This is a genomic window from Variovorax sp. 10N432, from assembly GCF_056394465.1.
Map to the genome: position 1 here is coordinate 49,171 of NZ_JBFTHX010000034.1, position 14,939 is coordinate 64,109.

Below are 14,939 nucleotides of genomic sequence, written 5' to 3' on the forward strand. Positions count from 1 at the left end.
AGATTCAATATGTGTAGAACGGCCTTGTCGCGAGGTAGTAGTCAATGAACTGCCACTCTGCACCTTGCGACGGTTCGCGGCCCAGGGTGAATTGCTCCGTGTAGATTTCCGGTCTTGCGCCAAACATTGAATCAAATGTGACGATGCAGTACTGACCATCCGGATGGTTCGGGAGAAATTTGAATCCGCCTTCGACGCCCTGCAGTACGCGTTCGCGAAGTGGCCCTAAACCTTCGCGCCACTTCATCAAGCGTCTAACAAACGTCGCTTCTGTACTTCGCGCTCTCAAGGCCGGAGCACCACGCTGGTAGACGCCAGATATGCGTCCCGCGTCCAGCGGCGTCGCATCCAACTCCGCGGACAGCAGGCTCGCCATTTCACGCGCCGTCGCGCGGTCACGCTCTGACAGCCAGAACAGGTACTCGGATTGATTCGCCGATGTACTAGCAGCAGATTGTTGAGAATGTACCGTGCTCGCCAGAGAGGTCGCGGCAATCAGTGAAATCGCTCGAGCGGCCATGCCGCTCAACTCACGCCTATTCATTTCGACTCCCTAATTCGAGCGACGGCAGCTGCAAGCGTTCTCGCGGCTGCCTCGTTATCAGTGAATTCAAGCGCCAGCCGAGGTTTGCTATCTACGGAGACCAACAGGTAGTCACCCGCGACGCGGTCCACGAAGAGACGGCCCCCAGCTCGGGAATTGAACCAGCCGGACTGGAAACCGGGAAGCCCAACTCCGTTAACGCGCATGCGGACAAGGTCGCCTTCAGATCCTCGCAGCACTGTGCGGACGTCGGTGATGCTTGTCATCGCTATGGTGGTTGAATAGAACGTCGAGGTGACTCTGAATTCGTCGCCCTGAATGGTTGCGCTTCGATTTAGCATCGAGATACCAATCACGCCGAACGTAAGAATGGCAATGGTCAGGATGCCCCAAAATGCAAGATGGTTGGCGGTACCTGCCTGGCGTTGAAGAAATACGGCTGCGACGATCGGACCGATTGCGAGGATCGCAAGCAAGATGGAATATGGTTTCACGCCAATGTCTTGGAGTTGCATGTCGAAATTCCCTTAATCGAGTGCTGCCGCTCGCAGTGCAATGTTTTGAATGGTGAAGACAACGTCCTTCCTGGTCGCTGCTGAGATTTGCAGCAATCCAACTTCTTCAGCCGCTTCGACGAAAACGCTAACCTCATCCTTGACGAGTTGGCGGTTTGCTTCAAGCACGAACTGATCTTGATTCAGCAGCCGAGCAAGCCGGGCGGCCTGCTGAGCTTCTTGAAGCCTCTCGGGACTGAGCAGAAGCATTCGTTTGCCGAGCAATTCACGCTGCACGATGGCTTGTTGAATGCGGCGCTGCCGCTCCGATCTGCTCGTCTGAGGCATACTCGCAGGCCCTGCAAACAGGGCATCGCGCGTCGAGTCGTAGCAATTGCTGCCAACTGTTACTGCCGTCGAAACCGCCACAGAAATGTACACACCTGCCGTTATACCAACAGTCACGGCAGCGGCGACCGAAACATATATGACAGCAATCGCCGCGATGGCTACGGGCACAGCCGCCATTGCGATCTGCTCGATGCTCGATTCGAGTTGCCCGTAGAGATAAGTCAAATCCTGGGATTGAGTGTAAGAGACGCCTAGGCGATTGCCTTTCCCTTCGACGCGCGCAACCTTCCCTTTGATATCGTCTAAATTGGTTCGAAGAATTAAAATTATCTGCTGTTTTAGGCCCGATTTAGTGGTCCGACTGGTGACGCCCAAAGCTTTAAGTCGCTGAAGAAATTCCTGATAGTCACCAGATAGGGCTGATCGCATGACGTCTTGGTCTGTCATAGCCTTTAACAACACGACCTCTTGGTCTCGAGCCTCCAGTACCGTCTTCGGAATCCCGTATTCCTCGAGAAAGCCCGATGGGTCCCGTTGAAACCGTTGCTTTTCGGATTCGCTGCCCAATACTCCCTCCCAAATCGCACCGAACCGTGTCAAGAGCGGGATTGCTTGCGCAGGAACGTCGATCGTGCCTAGCATCAAGCGCAGTGGCTCGGACGTTCTGGCGAGCGGCCCAGACACACTCACGGGTGTACCGTAGAGACTCGATGCTTGGCCGATTCCAGGAATGCCCATGACTCCCATGGCGCCAAGAATTCTTCTGCGCTTCATACGGATGTCTCTGCTTCTTCGAGCCGACTCGCGAACGCGACGGCTCGCGTCGCGTCGGCGAACTCCCTCCGTCTGATTTCAACCTTGAGCGCAAACCTCGCCAGCACATCCGGCACAAATTCTTGATACCGGCGTAAGAGTTCGAATCGAACTTTCGGATGGAGATGCAAGACTGCACATGCTTGGCAGATATGTCGAACCTCCTTTAGCTCGTCGTTGATTTCATCGCCAAAGAGCTTGCGCAGAATCGTTGCGGGACCGTCCATGTGAATCCAAACCTTTAAAAAGTCGTTCAGGGCTTTGTCAAAGAGACTTTGCATCTCTTCTACATTGAGATCACCCAAGGTCAGTTCCGGTATGTGTTCAAAAGTCAGCCCGCAGCACGCAGCGAGTCGTCCGTAGGGTGTCACAACCAGGTTGTTGAAAATCTGACTGCAACCGTCCGTGAGGGACTCGAGCCCAGCGGGGGTGCCTCGTTCGATGTAGTTTTCATGGAAAGGCATCCAACTATTGCACTGAATGGAGAAGAGTTGGGGATACTGTTCCTGCAATAACCTGAGCCTTCTGCTGAGTCTTGCTCGCAGCAGACAGTTTGTTGTCGGCGAGTCGTTCTCTACGGTCACCAACGTCTTGACACCTGCACTTACGAGCGCTTCGCAAGCATTCTCTATACTTTCAAAGGGCATATGCTCCTGATGGTCCGATCCAGTGCTGATGTTTATCTCGGAAACGTCCGCTTCGAGCAGTCGGGCGACGGTGCGCTCAGCCGTCCTCGAAGTCTTTCCCCAGAATGCATTTGTGACACAACGCACAAGCAAGCCTAGCGATCGCGCGTGTGCAATCGCTAAAAAAAGATCACCCTTCAAAAGAAAAACCTCACCTCCACTAAAAACTAAAAGCTGGAGTGATGGGAAGGCGGCGCGTGCGCGATCGATGGCACCAATGATCTCCCTGAGCCCCAGTCGTTGCTTAATTCTTGGATTTGATTCAAAGCAGCATTCTGTGCATTCAGCGTTGCAGCGATATGTCGGCAATATCGTTATCGATTGCGGAAATACCTCTCTCATTCGGCTTGATTGTGTGTGCATACCCATCCCTTGCGACATTTTTGCCGGCGTACTATTAAGAAATCGAACCACGAAGAATTGAAGATGGCCCCTCCTTTGAAAAGCGATTGCAACGATTGAGCTATTTGCAAATCACCAGCAGATAAGCTTGAAAAAAATTGTTTCCAAATCCAAGCACCTTCATGGAGGGAACGTGCACGTAGTACACGAAACCAACCTCGTGGGCTCTGTTTGTGGTCCAATAAATGCCATGCGGGAACGAGTTATTGGTAACCAGATTGGCGGTTGCCCAATCGGCTATTTCATTTGAATCCGGCAGCCTACAATGATTTGTAGAAGTTATTTCAAAAACTTCATCGGAACTAAAAAGACCGGGAACCAGAACTCTGGATTGCTCTATTTTGAAGGCTTGGAGCCTCGGGTTGGAGATTATCGAAAGAGAATTGCATTGACCTTCGTTGACATGGTTTATAACGTGGTCAGAGTGGATGGGCTGTTGTCCAGTTGGCATCACGGCGAGAGCGACGCCGGAAAATTCAAAAATGCCAACCATCGAGATGAATTTAAGTTTGCTCTTCACAGTGCTTCCCCTAAATAAATAATAGAGCGAAACAGACAGTTAAATCAATCAAAGACCTTGGATTTCAGCGGAAATGGGCAAAAACCCTTTCAGTAGTTCGTTTGTCATCGTAAATCTAATGCCTGCACGGCGACGATGATTGTTGGTGATTTGTATTAGGCAAGCGTTTTTTCTCCCACAAAAAACACGTTCTGGATCAGGCATTCGACAAAGGCAGTCCTGCGCTCGTGCAGGGGCGCGCCGCTGATCTCCGTCCAAAGACGAAGTGGCCTGGACACCGACCGGCACCAACTTGTTCGACTACCCGAAGCTCGCGCGGTGTGGTGGAAAAACGTGGCCCAGCCGTGATCAGCGAGAAGACACCGCAGAAGGCGATGGACACGCTGGCCGAGGAGATGGACGAACGTCATGGGCCGCCTGGAGCGCGCGGGCGTGGCCAAGTGCGCCCCATGCCTCTCGCGCCTGCGGCTAATATCTTCGAGTCGAAACCCTCAGACCCTTTCGAGCCACCATGAAAATCACCGTCGAAACCACCGTTGCCGCGCCGATCCATGATGTCTGGCGCGCCTACACCACGCCCGAGGACATCATTCAGTGGAACGCCGCGTCCGACGACTGGCACACCACGGCGGCGACAGTGGACCTGCGGGTGGGCGGTGCCTTCTCGTCGCGCATGGAGGCCAAGAACGGCAGCATGGCGTTCGATTTCGCCGGCACCTACACCGAGATCGTGCCCCAGGCGCTGATCGCCTATGCCTTCGGCGACCGGACCGGGCGGGTCGAATTCACCGAGGGGCCCGATGGCGTCAAGGTGCGCGTCACCTTCGACGGCGAGGACCAGTATCCGGTCGAGCAGCAGCGCCAGGGCTGGCAAGCCATCCTCGATCGCTTCGCACGGCATGTCGAGGCCATGCGGTAGATGGTGTCGGCCAGGAAAAGTGCGGAATCGGCCGGGCTGAAGGCTGCGCTGGACTATGTGCCCCGGTGGCTCGGCTTCCAGCTCGAGCGCTACCGGCAGCCCGGGTGCTCTGTCGCGATCGCCCAGGGCGAGAAGGTGGTCGCCGAGATCGCGCTGGGTGTCGCGGACATGCGCACCGGCAAGCCGCTCACGCCCAGGCACCGCTTTCGCATCGCGTCGCATTCCAAGAGCTTCACGGCCAGCGGCGTGATGCTGCTGCGCGAGCAGGGCAAGCTCGGCCTCGACGATCCCATCGGCCGCCACGTGGGTGGCCTGCACAAGGAGCTCGCCAAGGCCCGCATCGGCGAGCTGCTGTCCCATGGTGCCGGCGTCGTGCGCGACGGTGCGGACGGCGGCCAGTTCCTGGACCGGCGGCCATTTCTTTCGCGCGCCGAACTGCGCGACGAGCTCTCCAGGAAGCAGCCGCTCGCGCCGGGCCTGCAGCTGAAGTACTCGAACCATGGCTACGGCCTGCTCGGCCTGATGATCGAGGAGATCAGCGGCACCGAATACCCGGCGTGGATCACGCGCCACGTGATCGAGGCCGCAGGCTTGAAAGAGACGGTGCCCGACATGCCCCAGTTGCCCAGGTCGGCGCCCCTGGCCATGGGCCACAGCGGCGAGTTTCCCTTCGGGCAGCGCCTGATCGTGCCGGGCGACAACGTCTGCAACGCGATCGCCCCGGCGGGCGGCTTCGTCTCGACCGCCTCGGACGTGGCGCGCTTCTTCGCGCAGCTGGCGCCGGACAGCAAGGAGGGCATCCTTTCGCCGGCCAGCCGGCGCGAGATGATGCACCGCCGCTGGCGCGACGACTGCAACAGCATGGAGGCTTACTACGGCTACGGCACGATGATGAACGAGCGCGGCCCCAAAGAGTGGTTCGGCCACACGGGCAGCCTGCAAGGGTTCATTTCGCGGACCGCGCGCTTTCCGGCTTCGGGCTACACCGTCACCGTGCTCACCAATGCGCAGGATGGCATGGCCTATGGCTGGGTCGATGGCATCGTGAGCATTCTCTCTGCCTTCGGACGGCACGGCGCCCCTGCCAGGCGGCTGGAAAGCTGGAACGGCCGCTGGTGGTCCATCTGGGGCGCGAGCGACCTGGTCGCCATGGGCCAGGTGGTCTGCCAGGTGGCACCGGCCCTGGCCACGCCCTTCGACGCGGCCACCACCGAGATCTCGGTCACCGGCAAGGACAGCGGCGTGATCCGCAAGACGTCGGCCTACAACAGCCCCGGACAGCCGGTCCGCCGCGTCCACGACCGCAAGGGCAAGCCATCGGAGCTCTGGGTCGGCGGCACCCGGCTGCTGCCGAAGGATGCGATGGTGGCGGAGGCGACCCGGCGCTACCCGAAGACGCGGCCGTCCTGATTCGCCATGAACCCCAAGACCCTGCTCATCGTGTACCACTCGATGACCGGCGGCACCGCCCAGATGGCGCAGGCCGCCGCCGAGGGAGCGGGCGACGAAGCGGGCGTGCAGGTGCGCCTGCTGCGCGCGCCGGAGGCCCAGCCGGACGACGTGCTGGCTGCCGATGGCTATGTGTTCGCGACACCCGAGAACCTGGCCGCGATGGCCGGGCTGATGAAGGATTTCTTCGATCGCTGCTACTACGCCGCGCTCGACCGCCTGAACGGCCGGCCCTACGCCGCGCTGGTGTGCGCGGGCAGCGATGGCCAGAATGCGGTGCGCCAGCTCGAACGCATCGCCACCGGTTGGCGGCTGCGACAGGTTGCGCCGACGCTGATCGTCTGCACCCATGCGCAGACGCCCGAGGCGATCCTGCGGCCGAAGCAGATCGGTGCCGCCGATCTCGCGCAATGCCGCGAAGTCGGGGCGGCGCTGGCCGCCGGCCTGGCGCTTGGCGTGTATTGATGCCTAACCGGCGACCGCCTGGCCCAGGTTGGCACGGGCTGCTGCTTCCAGTCGGGTGCGCATCGACGCCGTGAGGTAGAGCGGATCGCGGGCGAGGAAGCCGCCCAGGATCTGGCGCCGCCGAGGCTCGAAGACCGCCGGCGGCACGTGCCCGTATTCGCTCCGGATCTGGCGCTCGTATTCGGCGAAGCGCGCCGGTGGCGCACCGAGGATCGCCAGGTCGATGTCGACCAGCAGGCGGGCATCGGCGCCGACAGGCTGGGTGTCGTGGCGGGTGGCCATCACGAGCGCATGCAGGCGTTCGGCAGCATCGGGCGCCAGGCCGGCGTCGAGGGCGGCCTGCCGCGCCCAGTCGGCGCTGCGCGCCTCGTTGTCGTGCCGATGCACGTCGTAGATGGCGTCATGGAACCAGAGCGCCAGCGCGACTTCGGCCGGGCGCTCGGCGCCGCCGCGCTCGCGCGCCAGGTGGGCGAGGCACTCGCCCAGATGCTGCAGCGTGTGATATGCGCGATGGGCCTCGCCGTAGCGGTCCAGCAGCTCGGCCAGCACGGCGTCGTCGGGAGATGCATCGAGCGCGCGCCAGGCATCGGACCACGACGCACGCAGCGCGGCTGTATCCATCGCTACTGCTCCATCGCGGTTCGCACTTCGCGCCCCAGTTCGATCACCGACATCGCGTAGTAGCTGCTCCAGTTGTAGCGCGTGATCACGTAGAAGTTCTTGGTGCCCGCGACATAGCTGGGCGGCTCGTAGCCGTTCTGCAGTTCGATCAGCGCCAGCAGGCCGGGATGGCGCAGCGCCTCGCCCTGGAGCAGCGCGCCGCCGGCGACGAAGGCATCGGCGCTGAAGGTCGGCACGATGTCCGGCGCCAGCAGCACCTGCTTCTGGAGCCGCGTCGGGTCGAAGCTGACCGGAAAGACCGGCGCCACGCCCGGCTGCCAGCCGAAGCCCTTGAAATAGCTGGCCACCGAGCCGATGACATCGGCCGGGTTGTGGACCAGGTCGATGCGGCCGTCGCCGTCGAAGTCGACCGCGTACTTCGCGATGCTGCTCGGCATGAACTGCGGCATGCCCATGGCGCCCGCATAGCTGCCCAGCGGCACCAGCGGGTTTTCGGCGGTGCGGCTCTCGGTGCTGAGGAAGCTCTCGAGCTCGCCGCGGAAGAAGGCCTGCCGTTCGGCCGCGCGCGGGTGGGCCTCGGGGAAGTCGAAAGCCAGCGTGGCCAGCGCGTCGATCACGCGGAAGCTGCCCATGTTGCGCCCGTAGATGGTCTCGACGCCGACGATGCCGACGATGATCTCGGGCGGCACGCCGTAGGTCGCCTCGGCGCGCGCCAGCGTGGCGGCGTTGTCGCGCCAGAAGCGAACGCCGGCCGCGATGCGCACCGGGTCGATGAAGCGGCTGCGATAGACCTGCCAGTTCTTCGGCGTGCCGCTCGGTGCCGGCAGCATCAGCCGCGGCACGTTGGGGAGCTGGCGTGCGTTGCCGATGGTCGCGCGCACCCAGGCCGGATCGAGACCGCGCCGCGCCGCCACTTCGTCGGCGAACTGCATGGCGTCGGCGCGGGTGGCGTAGGAGATGCCGCCGCGAACGGCCGCGTTGCGTTTGTCCTTCGCGGCCTGGGCCGCGACCGGCACCGCCGCAAGGAAGGTGGCCGCCAGCAGGAAGGCCGGCAGGGCATGGGAGAAAAGGCGTCGCATCGCTTCGATTGTGCCGTCGCGGCGCAGGCCGCCCCGAAACGACACATGTGGTTTCAGCGCGGCCATGCGAGCCGCCTGAATTCGCTGCGCAGGGCCGGCAGGGCATCGCCGGGCGCCTTCGCATAGCGTTGCGCCTCGAGCCGCAGCAGCCATTGGCGCGCCGGTTCCGCGCCGCTGCCGAAGCGCTCCGACAGCCGCTGCGCCATCTGGCGCGGCGAGGCGCTTTCGGGCACCTCGACGCCGGCCTGCCGCAGCCGTTCGCGGGCCCGTCCCAGCAGCCGCAGCCAGGGGTCGCGCTGGCTGCGCTCCCAGAGCGTCCAGGCGGCGCCCGCGAGGCTGGCGGCGACCAGCAGCGCGAGCAGCACCAGCGCCAGGTCCTGCAGGCTGGGCGCCGTGAAGCCGAGGGTCTTGAGCAGGTCCAGCTGACGGCTCTGCGTGTAGTTCAGGACCCATTGGTTCCAGCCGTTGTTGACCGCTTCCCAGGCGGCGCGAAGGTTCTGCGACAGGGTCGGGTTCATGGCGCCGATGGCGCCGGCGATCAGGCCGGGCTGCGGCGCCAGGCGGCGGAACTGGCCGACCCGGTCGGGCGAGATCGCGCCGGTCGGGTCGACCCGGACCCAGCCGACGCCCTGCTGCCAGACTTCGGCCCAGGCATGGGCGTCGCTGTTGCGCACCACCCAGAAGTTGTCGACGCCGTTGATCTCGCCGCCCTGGTAGCCGGTGACGATGCGCGCCGGGATGTCCAGCGCACGCATCAGCACCACGAACGACGAGGCGATGTGCTCGCAGAAGCCGGCCTTGCGGTCGAACCAGAACTCGTCGGCGCTGTCGTCGCCGAACAGGCCCGGCTCGAGCGTGTAGGCATAGCCGCCGGTGCGCAGCCGCTGCAGCACGTTCTGCACCAGGGCCTGCGTCGAGGCGCCGGCCAGCGCCGGGTCGGCGCGCATCTGCGCCGCCAGCGCGACGGTGCGCGGATTCGAGCCCGGCGGCAGCGCGACCTCGTCCTGCAGCACCGCGCTGCGCCGCGTCGGGCCGCTCTCGAACTCGGCGTAGCTCTCGGCGCGGTAGCGCACCAGGTCGCCGATCGGGCGGGTGGCGACCCACTGCAGTTCCGGGGTCGCGAACAGCTCGTAGCCCGCCAGCTCGGGCCGTCTCGGCGCCGCGTCCAGGGTGAGCACCCAGGGCCGGTTCGAGGGTTCGAGCGTGACCTCGTAGCCGACCGGGGCGCCGCGCACGCGCAGGTTCCGCGGTGCGGCGCTGCGCGAGAAGGGCGGCGGGGCGCTCCATTCGCGGCCGTCGAACCTCGACAGCACCGGGCCGCGGAAATAGAGCGTCGTGCGCGGCGGCACCCGGCCGTCGTCGAACCTGATGCGCGCGGCGATGCCTTCGTCGAGCGCGAGTTCGGCCACGCTGCCCACGCGCATCGTGTTCGACAGCCCGGTGCGCCCGGTCATGGCGTCGTTCGGCGTGCCCCACAGCGGCGCCATGCGCGGAAAAAGCATGAACAGCACCAGCATGATCGGCGCCCCCAGCAGCGCCATGCCGCCGGCCGTGCGCGCGGCCTGGATCAGCGGCGGCTTGCCCACCGGCATGTGGGCGTTGACCAGCGCCGTCAGCAGCCCCAGCAGCGCCAGCAGCATCGCGAAGGCGGTGGCGAGCGACTGCGAATAGAAGAAGTTCGTGAGCATCGTGAAGAAGCCCAGGAAGAAGATCACGAAGGCGTCGCGGCGGGCGCGCAGCTCGAGCGTCTTGAGCGCCAGCAGGATCACCACCAGCGTGACGCCGGCGTCGCGGCCGAGCAGCGTGCGGTAGGTGATGTAGGTCGCGACCAGCGTCAGCGCGAGCAGGGCGATGCGCCAGCCCCGGGCGGGCAGCGGCCGGCCCTGCACCGCCAGCGTGCCGCGCCAGAGCAGCACGATGGCGGCCAGCGTGCTGCACCACCACGGCAGGTTGGGCAGCTGCGGCAGCAGGATCAGGCCGATCACGGCCAGCAGGAAGAGGGTGTCGCGGGCGTCGCGCGGCAGGGCCTGGAGCCGGGTGCTCAGCATAGGGCCAGCGCCTCCAGGCATTGCCGCTTGTGGGCTTCGCCCTGCGATGGCGGCAGCACGCGGCCGGCGAGCCGCAGGCCGTAGTCCACGCCCAGTTTGTCGGCCATCAGCACCCAGGCGCAGAGCCGGGAGACCCGTGCTTCGAGGCCGGGCAGGCCGGTGGCCTGGGCGTCGAGCCAGAGCTCCTGCCGCTGGGCCTGCTGGGTGTCGCGGCTCACGAGGTCTTCCGAGCCTCGGGCCTGGGCCTGCGCCGCGCGCTTCCACACCACCAGCTTCAGCGGATCGCCGCGGCGGTAGGCGCGCACGCCGTCGTACTCGCCCGCGGCATGGGCGCGCAGCGCGGCCGAGGCGGCCGGTCCGGCCAGCGGCTCGCCGGTCGGCAGCGGCGGCGGATGGGTCTCGGGCGCCGGGTAGACCAGCACCTGCGAGGCCGGCCGCCACACGGTCCAGACCCGGAAAGTCCCGAGCGGAAAGCGGGTCTCGGCGGTCAGCGTGGGCACCGGGTGCAGGCCGCGCCGCTCGGGCCTGAAAGCCACCTCGACCGTGGCGCTGCCCTCGGCCGGCACGTCGCACCAGGCCCACTGGCCGCTGCGGTGCACCGCCAGCCCGATGCCGTAGCGCGTGCGCCGCCGTGTGTTGTCGAGCACCACGCGGAACACCGCGGCGGCACCGGCGTAGCGCGGCTCGGGCGTGAGCAGGTGCAGCGCCAGGCCGCGCAGCGTGCCGTGGCATACATGCATGCCGACCGCCACGCTGCCCGCCAGCAGGAAGGTCAGCAGGTAGCCGAGATTGAGCTGGTAGTTGATCGATGCGACCAGCAGCAGGAGCAGCGTGGCCGCCAGCATCCAGCCGGCGGGGGTCGGCACGATGTAGACGTTGCGCTGGGTCAGTTCGAGCGCATCGGACGGCGGGCGCCGGCTCAGGAACCAGCGGTCGATGCGCCGGCGCAACGGCGCGACAAGCGCCCTCCGCGCGGCAGCGCCCCGGAATTCGCCTTGGGAGCGGCCCGGCGCCGGCGTCGTCACGGCAGCGGCACGGCGGCGATCATGGCGCGCACCTGCTCGATCGCGCCGCGGCCGGCGTCGCCGACGGGGGTGAGCCGGTGCCCGATGGTCTGCGGCAGCACCGCCTGGACGTCGTCCGGCGCCACGTAGTCGCGGTTGGCCAGCAGCGCCTGCGCCTTGGCGGCCCGCAGCACCGCGATGCCGGCGCGCGGCGACAGGCCCTGCAGGAACCAGCGGCCCGAGCGGGTCGCGGCCATCAGGTCCTGCAGGTAGTTCAGCAGCGGCTCGGAGGCATGGACCTGCAGCACCCGCTGCTGCAGCGCCGTGAGCTCCCCGGCGGTCAGCAGGGCGGGCAGGCCGGCCAGCATCTCGCGCCGGTCGGCGCCGGCGAGCAATTCGCGCTCGGCGGCGCGGTCGGGGTAGCCGAGCGAGATCCGCATCAGGAAGCGGTCGAGCTGCGACTCGGGCAGGGCGAAGGTGCCCAGCTGGTCATGCGGGTTCTGGGTCGCGATGACGAAGAAGGGCGTCGGCAGCGGCCGGGTCTCGCCCTCGACCGTGACCTGCTTTTCTTCCATGGCCTCGAGCAGCGCGCTCTGGGTCTTGGGGCTGGCGCGATTGATCTCGTCGGCCAGCAGCACCTGGGCGAAGACCGGCCCGGGATGGAACACGAAGGCCTGCTGGCCGCGGTCGTAGATGGCGACCCCCGAGAGGTCGCCCGGCATCAGGTCGGCCGTGAACTGGACGCGCGAGAAGTGCAGCCCGAAGGTATGCGACAGGGCGTGCGCGAGGGTGGTCTTGCCGACCCCCGGCACGTCCTCGATCAGCAGGTGGCCACCCGCCAGCAGGCAGGCCACGCAGTCGCGCACCTGCGCCTCTTTGCCCACGATGACCGTGTTAAGCTGACCAAGCAAACTGGCGAGCTTCGCGGCGACGTCCATTTTTGTATCCATATGCAAACAATACCGTAAAGCCCCGGCGGGCCCATGCCGCGTGGGGATACGGCGTGAATCGATCATGGGTAAGACCGGCTACTTCACACACCGCGATTGCTGGAAGCACGACATGGGGCCGGGCCATCCCGAATGCCCTGCGCGGCTCGATGCGATCGAAGACCGCTTGCTCGTCACCGGCGTCGGCGACGCGCTGGAGCGCATCGAGGTGCCGCTGGCCACCTTGCCCCAGATCACGCGCGCGCACAGCGTGGCCCACATGGAGCACCTCGAGGCATTGAGCCAGCGCCTGATCGAGGACGCGCCGGCCGGGGGGCCGGACCATGCGCAGATCGACCCCGACACCACGCTCACGCGCTTCACGGTGCTGGCCGCCCGACGCGCCGCCGGCGCCGCCATCGCCGCCACCGACGCGGTGATCGGCGGCCAGATCGACAACGCCTTCTGCGCCGTGCGTCCGCCCGGCCACCACGCCTGCCGCGACAAGGCGATGGGCTTCTGCTTCTTCAACAACATCGCGGTCGCGGTGCGCCATGCGATCGAGGCCCACGGGCTGGAGCGGGTCGCGGTGGTCGATTTCGACGTCCACCACGGCAACGGCACCGAGGACATCCTGAGCAACGACCCGCGGGTGCTGATGGTCGGGATCTTCCAGCACCCGTTCTATCCCTACAGCGGCACCGAGCACCCGGCGCCGAACATGCTCAACCTGCCGGTGCCGGCCTACACCAAGGGCATGGACGTGCGCGAGCTGATCGAGGCCTGCTGGATGCCGCGGCTGGAGGAGTTCAAGCCGCAGATGATCTTCGTCAGCGCCGGCTTCGATGCCCACCGCGACGACGAGCTGGGGCAGCTGCGGCTCAACGAGCACGACTTCGGCTGGATCACCAGCCGCGTGGTCGACGTCGCGCGGCGCCATTCCAAGGGCCGCATCGTCTCGATGCTGGAGGGCGGCTACAACCTCGACGCCCTGGGGCGCAGCGTCGAGGAGCACGTGCGCGTGCTCGCCGATCTCTAGCCGCCGATGAATTTTTCCGAGTTCACCCAGAAGCTTTCGCAGATCGAGGCCCGCAGCGTCTGGATCGAGATCGCCATCCTGGTCGGCTGCGTGCTGGTCGCCTGGGGCCTCAGCCGCTGGTTCGGCCGCGACCAACCCAAGGATTCGATCTGGTTCGGCCAGCGCACCATCGACGGCCTGCTGTTCCCGCTGCTGGCGCTGGTCATCACCGACCTGGCGCGGCGCGCCACCGGGGTCTACCAGCCGGTGCTGGTGCTGCGCATCGCGGTGTCGGTGTTCGTGTCGCTGGTCGCGATCCGCTTTTTCGCCCGCGTGCTGAGCGCCGTGTTTCCGGCCTCCGCGATGGCGCGGCTGGTCGAGCGCACCATCTCGTGGCTGGCCTGGATCGGTGCCGTGCTCTGGATCTTCGGCCTGCTGCAGCCGGTGCTGGCCGAGCTCGACGAGATCACGCTGGCGTTCGGTCGCACGGGCGTCAGTCTGCGCACCATCCTGAACGGCATTTTTTCGGCCGGCCTGGTGCTGGTCATCGCCCTGTGGATCTCGCAGACCATCGAGAAACGGATCCTGCGCGAGGCGGTGGCCGACCTGTCGATGCGCAAGGTGGCATCGAACGCGATCCGTGCCTTCCTGCTGCTGATCGGCCTGCTGTTCGCGCTGTCGGCGGTGGGGGTGGACCTGACCGCGCTGTCGGTGCTGGGCGGCGCGCTCGGAGTCGGCCTGGGCTTCGGCCTGCAGAAGCTGGCGGCCAACTACGTCAGCGGCTTCGTGATCCTGCTCGAGCGCTCGATCCGCATCGGCGACAACGTCCGCGTCGATGGCTTCGAGGGGCGCATCACCGACATCAAGACCCGCTACACGCTGGTGCGGGCGGGCAATGGCCGCGAGTCGATCGTGCCGAACGAATCGCTGATCACGAGCCGGGTCGAGAACCTGTCGCTGGCCGACCGCAAGTTCAACATCACGACCACGATCGTGGTCGGCTACGACAGCGACGTGGCGCGGGTGCAGGCCATCCTGTGCGCCGCGGCGGCGGCGCAGCCGCGCGTCCTGACCGATCCGGCGCCGGTCGCCTTCCTCTTGACCTTCGCGCCCCATGGGCTCGAGTTCACGCTCAATTTCTGGGTCGCCGATCCGGACAAGGGCCGGGACAACGTGCGCTCGGCCATCAACGTCGCCATTCTCGAAGGCCTGCGCACGGCAGGCATCGCCATTCCCTACCCGCAGAGCGTGCTGCATGTCGAGTCGTTACCAGCCGCTACTTCTCTTGCCGATGCGGGTCGCCTATAATCACAAAAAAGCACGACCGTTCTATTTCTGCGGCCCCGGCGTCGCCCCCTGATTGAAATGAACAGTTCTCGCGGAGGCCGGCGCCTAAAATCGCCTGCTGCCTGCAAGCCCCGGTTTCGCAATTCAATGGAGTCAAACCAATGAAGATTCTTGTTCCCGTCAAGCGGGTCGTCGACTACAACGTCAAGGTGCGCGTGAAGAGCGACGGCACCGGTGTCGATATTGCCAACGTCAAGATGAGCATGAACCCCTTCGACGAGATCGCCGTCGAAGAAGCCGTGCGCCTGAA

15 protein-coding genes and 2 pseudogenes are annotated in these 14,939 nt (G+C 65.1%); 7 read left to right on the plus strand and 10 right to left on the minus strand.

Translation table 11 applies throughout. The features are described 5' to 3' along the window. Positions 1-4 precede the first annotated feature (4 nt). The 5 genes from AC1DF3_RS28560 to AC1DF3_RS28580 all read right to left on the minus strand — a co-directional run bounded on the left by AC1DF3_RS28560 (position 5) and on the right by AC1DF3_RS28580 (position 3,810). Complete coding sequence (locus AC1DF3_RS28560) at positions 5-544, minus strand: DUF4019 domain-containing protein (protein ID WP_478141598.1); 540 nt, start codon at positions 542-544, stop codon at positions 5-7. Next, entirely contained in the window at positions 541-1,059 is a 519-nt protein-coding gene (locus tag AC1DF3_RS28565; protein WP_478141599.1) for a hypothetical protein, read from the minus strand. The genes AC1DF3_RS28560 and AC1DF3_RS28565 overlap by 4 nt, the downstream gene beginning before the upstream one ends. Positions 1,060-1,071: 12 nt before the next feature. Next, complete coding sequence (locus tag AC1DF3_RS28570; protein ID WP_478141600.1) at positions 1,072-2,163, minus strand: hypothetical protein; 1,092 nt, start codon at positions 2,161-2,163, stop codon at positions 1,072-1,074. Next, positions 2,160-3,230 carry a radical SAM protein gene (locus AC1DF3_RS28575; RefSeq protein ID WP_478141601.1) on the minus strand — a complete coding sequence of 357 codons (1,071 nt, stop codon included), beginning with the start codon at positions 3,228-3,230 and terminating at the stop codon, positions 2,160-2,162. Before AC1DF3_RS28575 ends, AC1DF3_RS28570 begins: the two co-directional genes overlap by 4 nt. A 121-nt stretch (positions 3,231-3,351) precedes the next feature. Beyond that, a complete protein-coding gene (locus AC1DF3_RS28580; RefSeq protein WP_478141602.1) occupies positions 3,352-3,810 on the minus strand; it encodes a hypothetical protein in 459 nt (152 codons plus the stop codon). 253 nt (positions 3,811-4,063) lie between these two features. Here AC1DF3_RS28580 and AC1DF3_RS28585 point away from each other — a divergent pair. From AC1DF3_RS28585 to AC1DF3_RS28600, 4 genes and pseudogenes are all read left to right on the plus strand, one after another. Continuing rightward, positions 4,064-4,269 (plus strand): annotated as a pseudogene (locus AC1DF3_RS28585) (carbohydrate ABC transporter substrate-binding protein); the annotation flags it as partial. 52 nt (positions 4,270-4,321) lie between these two features. Beyond that, a complete protein-coding gene (locus AC1DF3_RS28590) occupies positions 4,322-4,729 on the plus strand; it encodes an SRPBCC family protein (RefSeq protein WP_478141603.1) in 408 nt (135 codons plus the stop codon). Next, positions 4,730-6,139, plus strand: coding sequence for a serine hydrolase domain-containing protein (locus tag AC1DF3_RS28595; protein ID WP_478141604.1), 1,410 nt, complete (start codon positions 4,730-4,732; stop codon positions 6,137-6,139). A gap of 6 nt (positions 6,140-6,145) precedes the next feature. Continuing rightward, a complete protein-coding gene (locus AC1DF3_RS28600; protein ID WP_286532434.1) occupies positions 6,146-6,643 on the plus strand; it encodes a flavodoxin family protein in 498 nt (165 codons plus the stop codon). A 3-nt stretch (positions 6,644-6,646) separates the two neighbouring features. Here AC1DF3_RS28600 and AC1DF3_RS28605 read toward each other — a convergent pair whose 3' ends face one another. The 5 genes from AC1DF3_RS28605 to AC1DF3_RS28625 form a co-directional block, all read right to left on the minus strand. Further along, complete coding sequence (locus tag AC1DF3_RS28605) at positions 6,647-7,264, minus strand: HD domain-containing protein (protein ID WP_478141605.1); 618 nt, start codon at positions 7,262-7,264, stop codon at positions 6,647-6,649. A gap of 2 nt (positions 7,265-7,266) precedes the next feature. Further along, positions 7,267-8,343: a lytic murein transglycosylase B gene (gene mltB, locus AC1DF3_RS28610; protein ID WP_478141606.1), complete on the minus strand. Its 1,077-nt coding sequence runs from the start codon at positions 8,341-8,343 to the stop codon at positions 7,267-7,269. 53 nt (positions 8,344-8,396) lie between these two features. Then, positions 8,397-10,391: a transglutaminase TgpA family protein gene (locus tag AC1DF3_RS28615; RefSeq protein WP_478141607.1), complete on the minus strand. Its 1,995-nt coding sequence runs from the start codon at positions 10,389-10,391 to the stop codon at positions 8,397-8,399. Further along, the gene (locus AC1DF3_RS28620; protein ID WP_478141608.1) at positions 10,385-11,341 is read right to left on the minus strand and encodes a DUF58 domain-containing protein; all 957 of its coding nucleotides are present in this window, start codon (positions 11,339-11,341) and stop codon (positions 10,385-10,387) included. The genes AC1DF3_RS28615 and AC1DF3_RS28620 overlap by 7 nt, the downstream gene beginning before the upstream one ends. A gap of 71 nt (positions 11,342-11,412) precedes the next feature. Further along, positions 11,413-12,333 carry an AAA family ATPase gene (locus AC1DF3_RS28625; protein ID WP_286524698.1) on the minus strand — a complete coding sequence of 307 codons (921 nt, stop codon included), beginning with the start codon at positions 12,331-12,333 and terminating at the stop codon, positions 11,413-11,415. Positions 12,334-12,409: 76 nt separating this feature from the next. Here AC1DF3_RS28625 and AC1DF3_RS28630 point away from each other — a divergent pair, with 76 nt between their 5' ends. The 3 genes and pseudogenes from AC1DF3_RS28630 to AC1DF3_RS28640 form a co-directional block, all read left to right on the plus strand. Continuing rightward, a complete protein-coding gene (locus tag AC1DF3_RS28630; RefSeq protein WP_478141609.1) occupies positions 12,410-13,363 on the plus strand; it encodes a histone deacetylase family protein in 954 nt (317 codons plus the stop codon). A gap of 6 nt (positions 13,364-13,369) precedes the next feature. Further along, positions 13,370-14,650 carry a mechanosensitive ion channel family protein gene (locus tag AC1DF3_RS28635; protein ID WP_286532442.1) on the plus strand — a complete coding sequence of 427 codons (1,281 nt, stop codon included), beginning with the start codon at positions 13,370-13,372 and terminating at the stop codon, positions 14,648-14,650. A gap of 140 nt (positions 14,651-14,790) precedes the next feature. Then, positions 14,791-14,939: pseudogene (locus AC1DF3_RS28640) on the plus strand (electron transfer flavoprotein subunit beta/FixA family protein); the annotation flags it as partial.

Coding starts and splice junctions, on each gene's coding strand:
- AC1DF3_RS28560 (WP_478141598.1), bottom strand. CDS start 544: ATGAATAGGCGTGAGTTGAGCGGCATGGCCGCTCGAGCGATTTCACTG.
- AC1DF3_RS28565 (WP_478141599.1), bottom strand. CDS start 1,059: ATGCAACTCCAAGACATTGGCGTGAAACCATATTCCATCTTGCTTGCG.
- AC1DF3_RS28570 (WP_478141600.1), bottom strand. CDS start 2,163: ATGAAGCGCAGAAGAATTCTTGGCGCCATGGGAGTCATGGGCATTCCT.
- AC1DF3_RS28575 (WP_478141601.1), bottom strand. CDS start 3,230: ATGAGAGAGGTATTTCCGCAATCGATAACGATATTGCCGACATATCGC.
- AC1DF3_RS28590 (WP_478141603.1), top strand. CDS start 4,322: ATGAAAATCACCGTCGAAACCACCGTTGCCGCGCCGATCCATGATGTC.
- AC1DF3_RS28595 (WP_478141604.1), top strand. CDS start 4,730: ATGGTGTCGGCCAGGAAAAGTGCGGAATCGGCCGGGCTGAAGGCTGCG.
- AC1DF3_RS28600 (WP_286532434.1), top strand. CDS start 6,146: ATGAACCCCAAGACCCTGCTCATCGTGTACCACTCGATGACCGGCGGC.
- AC1DF3_RS28605 (WP_478141605.1), bottom strand. CDS start 7,264: ATGGATACAGCCGCGCTGCGTGCGTCGTGGTCCGATGCCTGGCGCGCG.
- mltB (WP_478141606.1), bottom strand. CDS start 8,343: ATGCGACGCCTTTTCTCCCATGCCCTGCCGGCCTTCCTGCTGGCGGCC.
- AC1DF3_RS28615 (WP_478141607.1), bottom strand. CDS start 10,391: ATGCTGAGCACCCGGCTCCAGGCCCTGCCGCGCGACGCCCGCGACACC.
- AC1DF3_RS28625 (WP_286524698.1), bottom strand. CDS start 12,333: ATGGACGTCGCCGCGAAGCTCGCCAGTTTGCTTGGTCAGCTTAACACG.
- AC1DF3_RS28630 (WP_478141609.1), top strand. CDS start 12,410: ATGGGTAAGACCGGCTACTTCACACACCGCGATTGCTGGAAGCACGAC.
- AC1DF3_RS28635 (WP_286532442.1), top strand. CDS start 13,370: ATGAATTTTTCCGAGTTCACCCAGAAGCTTTCGCAGATCGAGGCCCGC.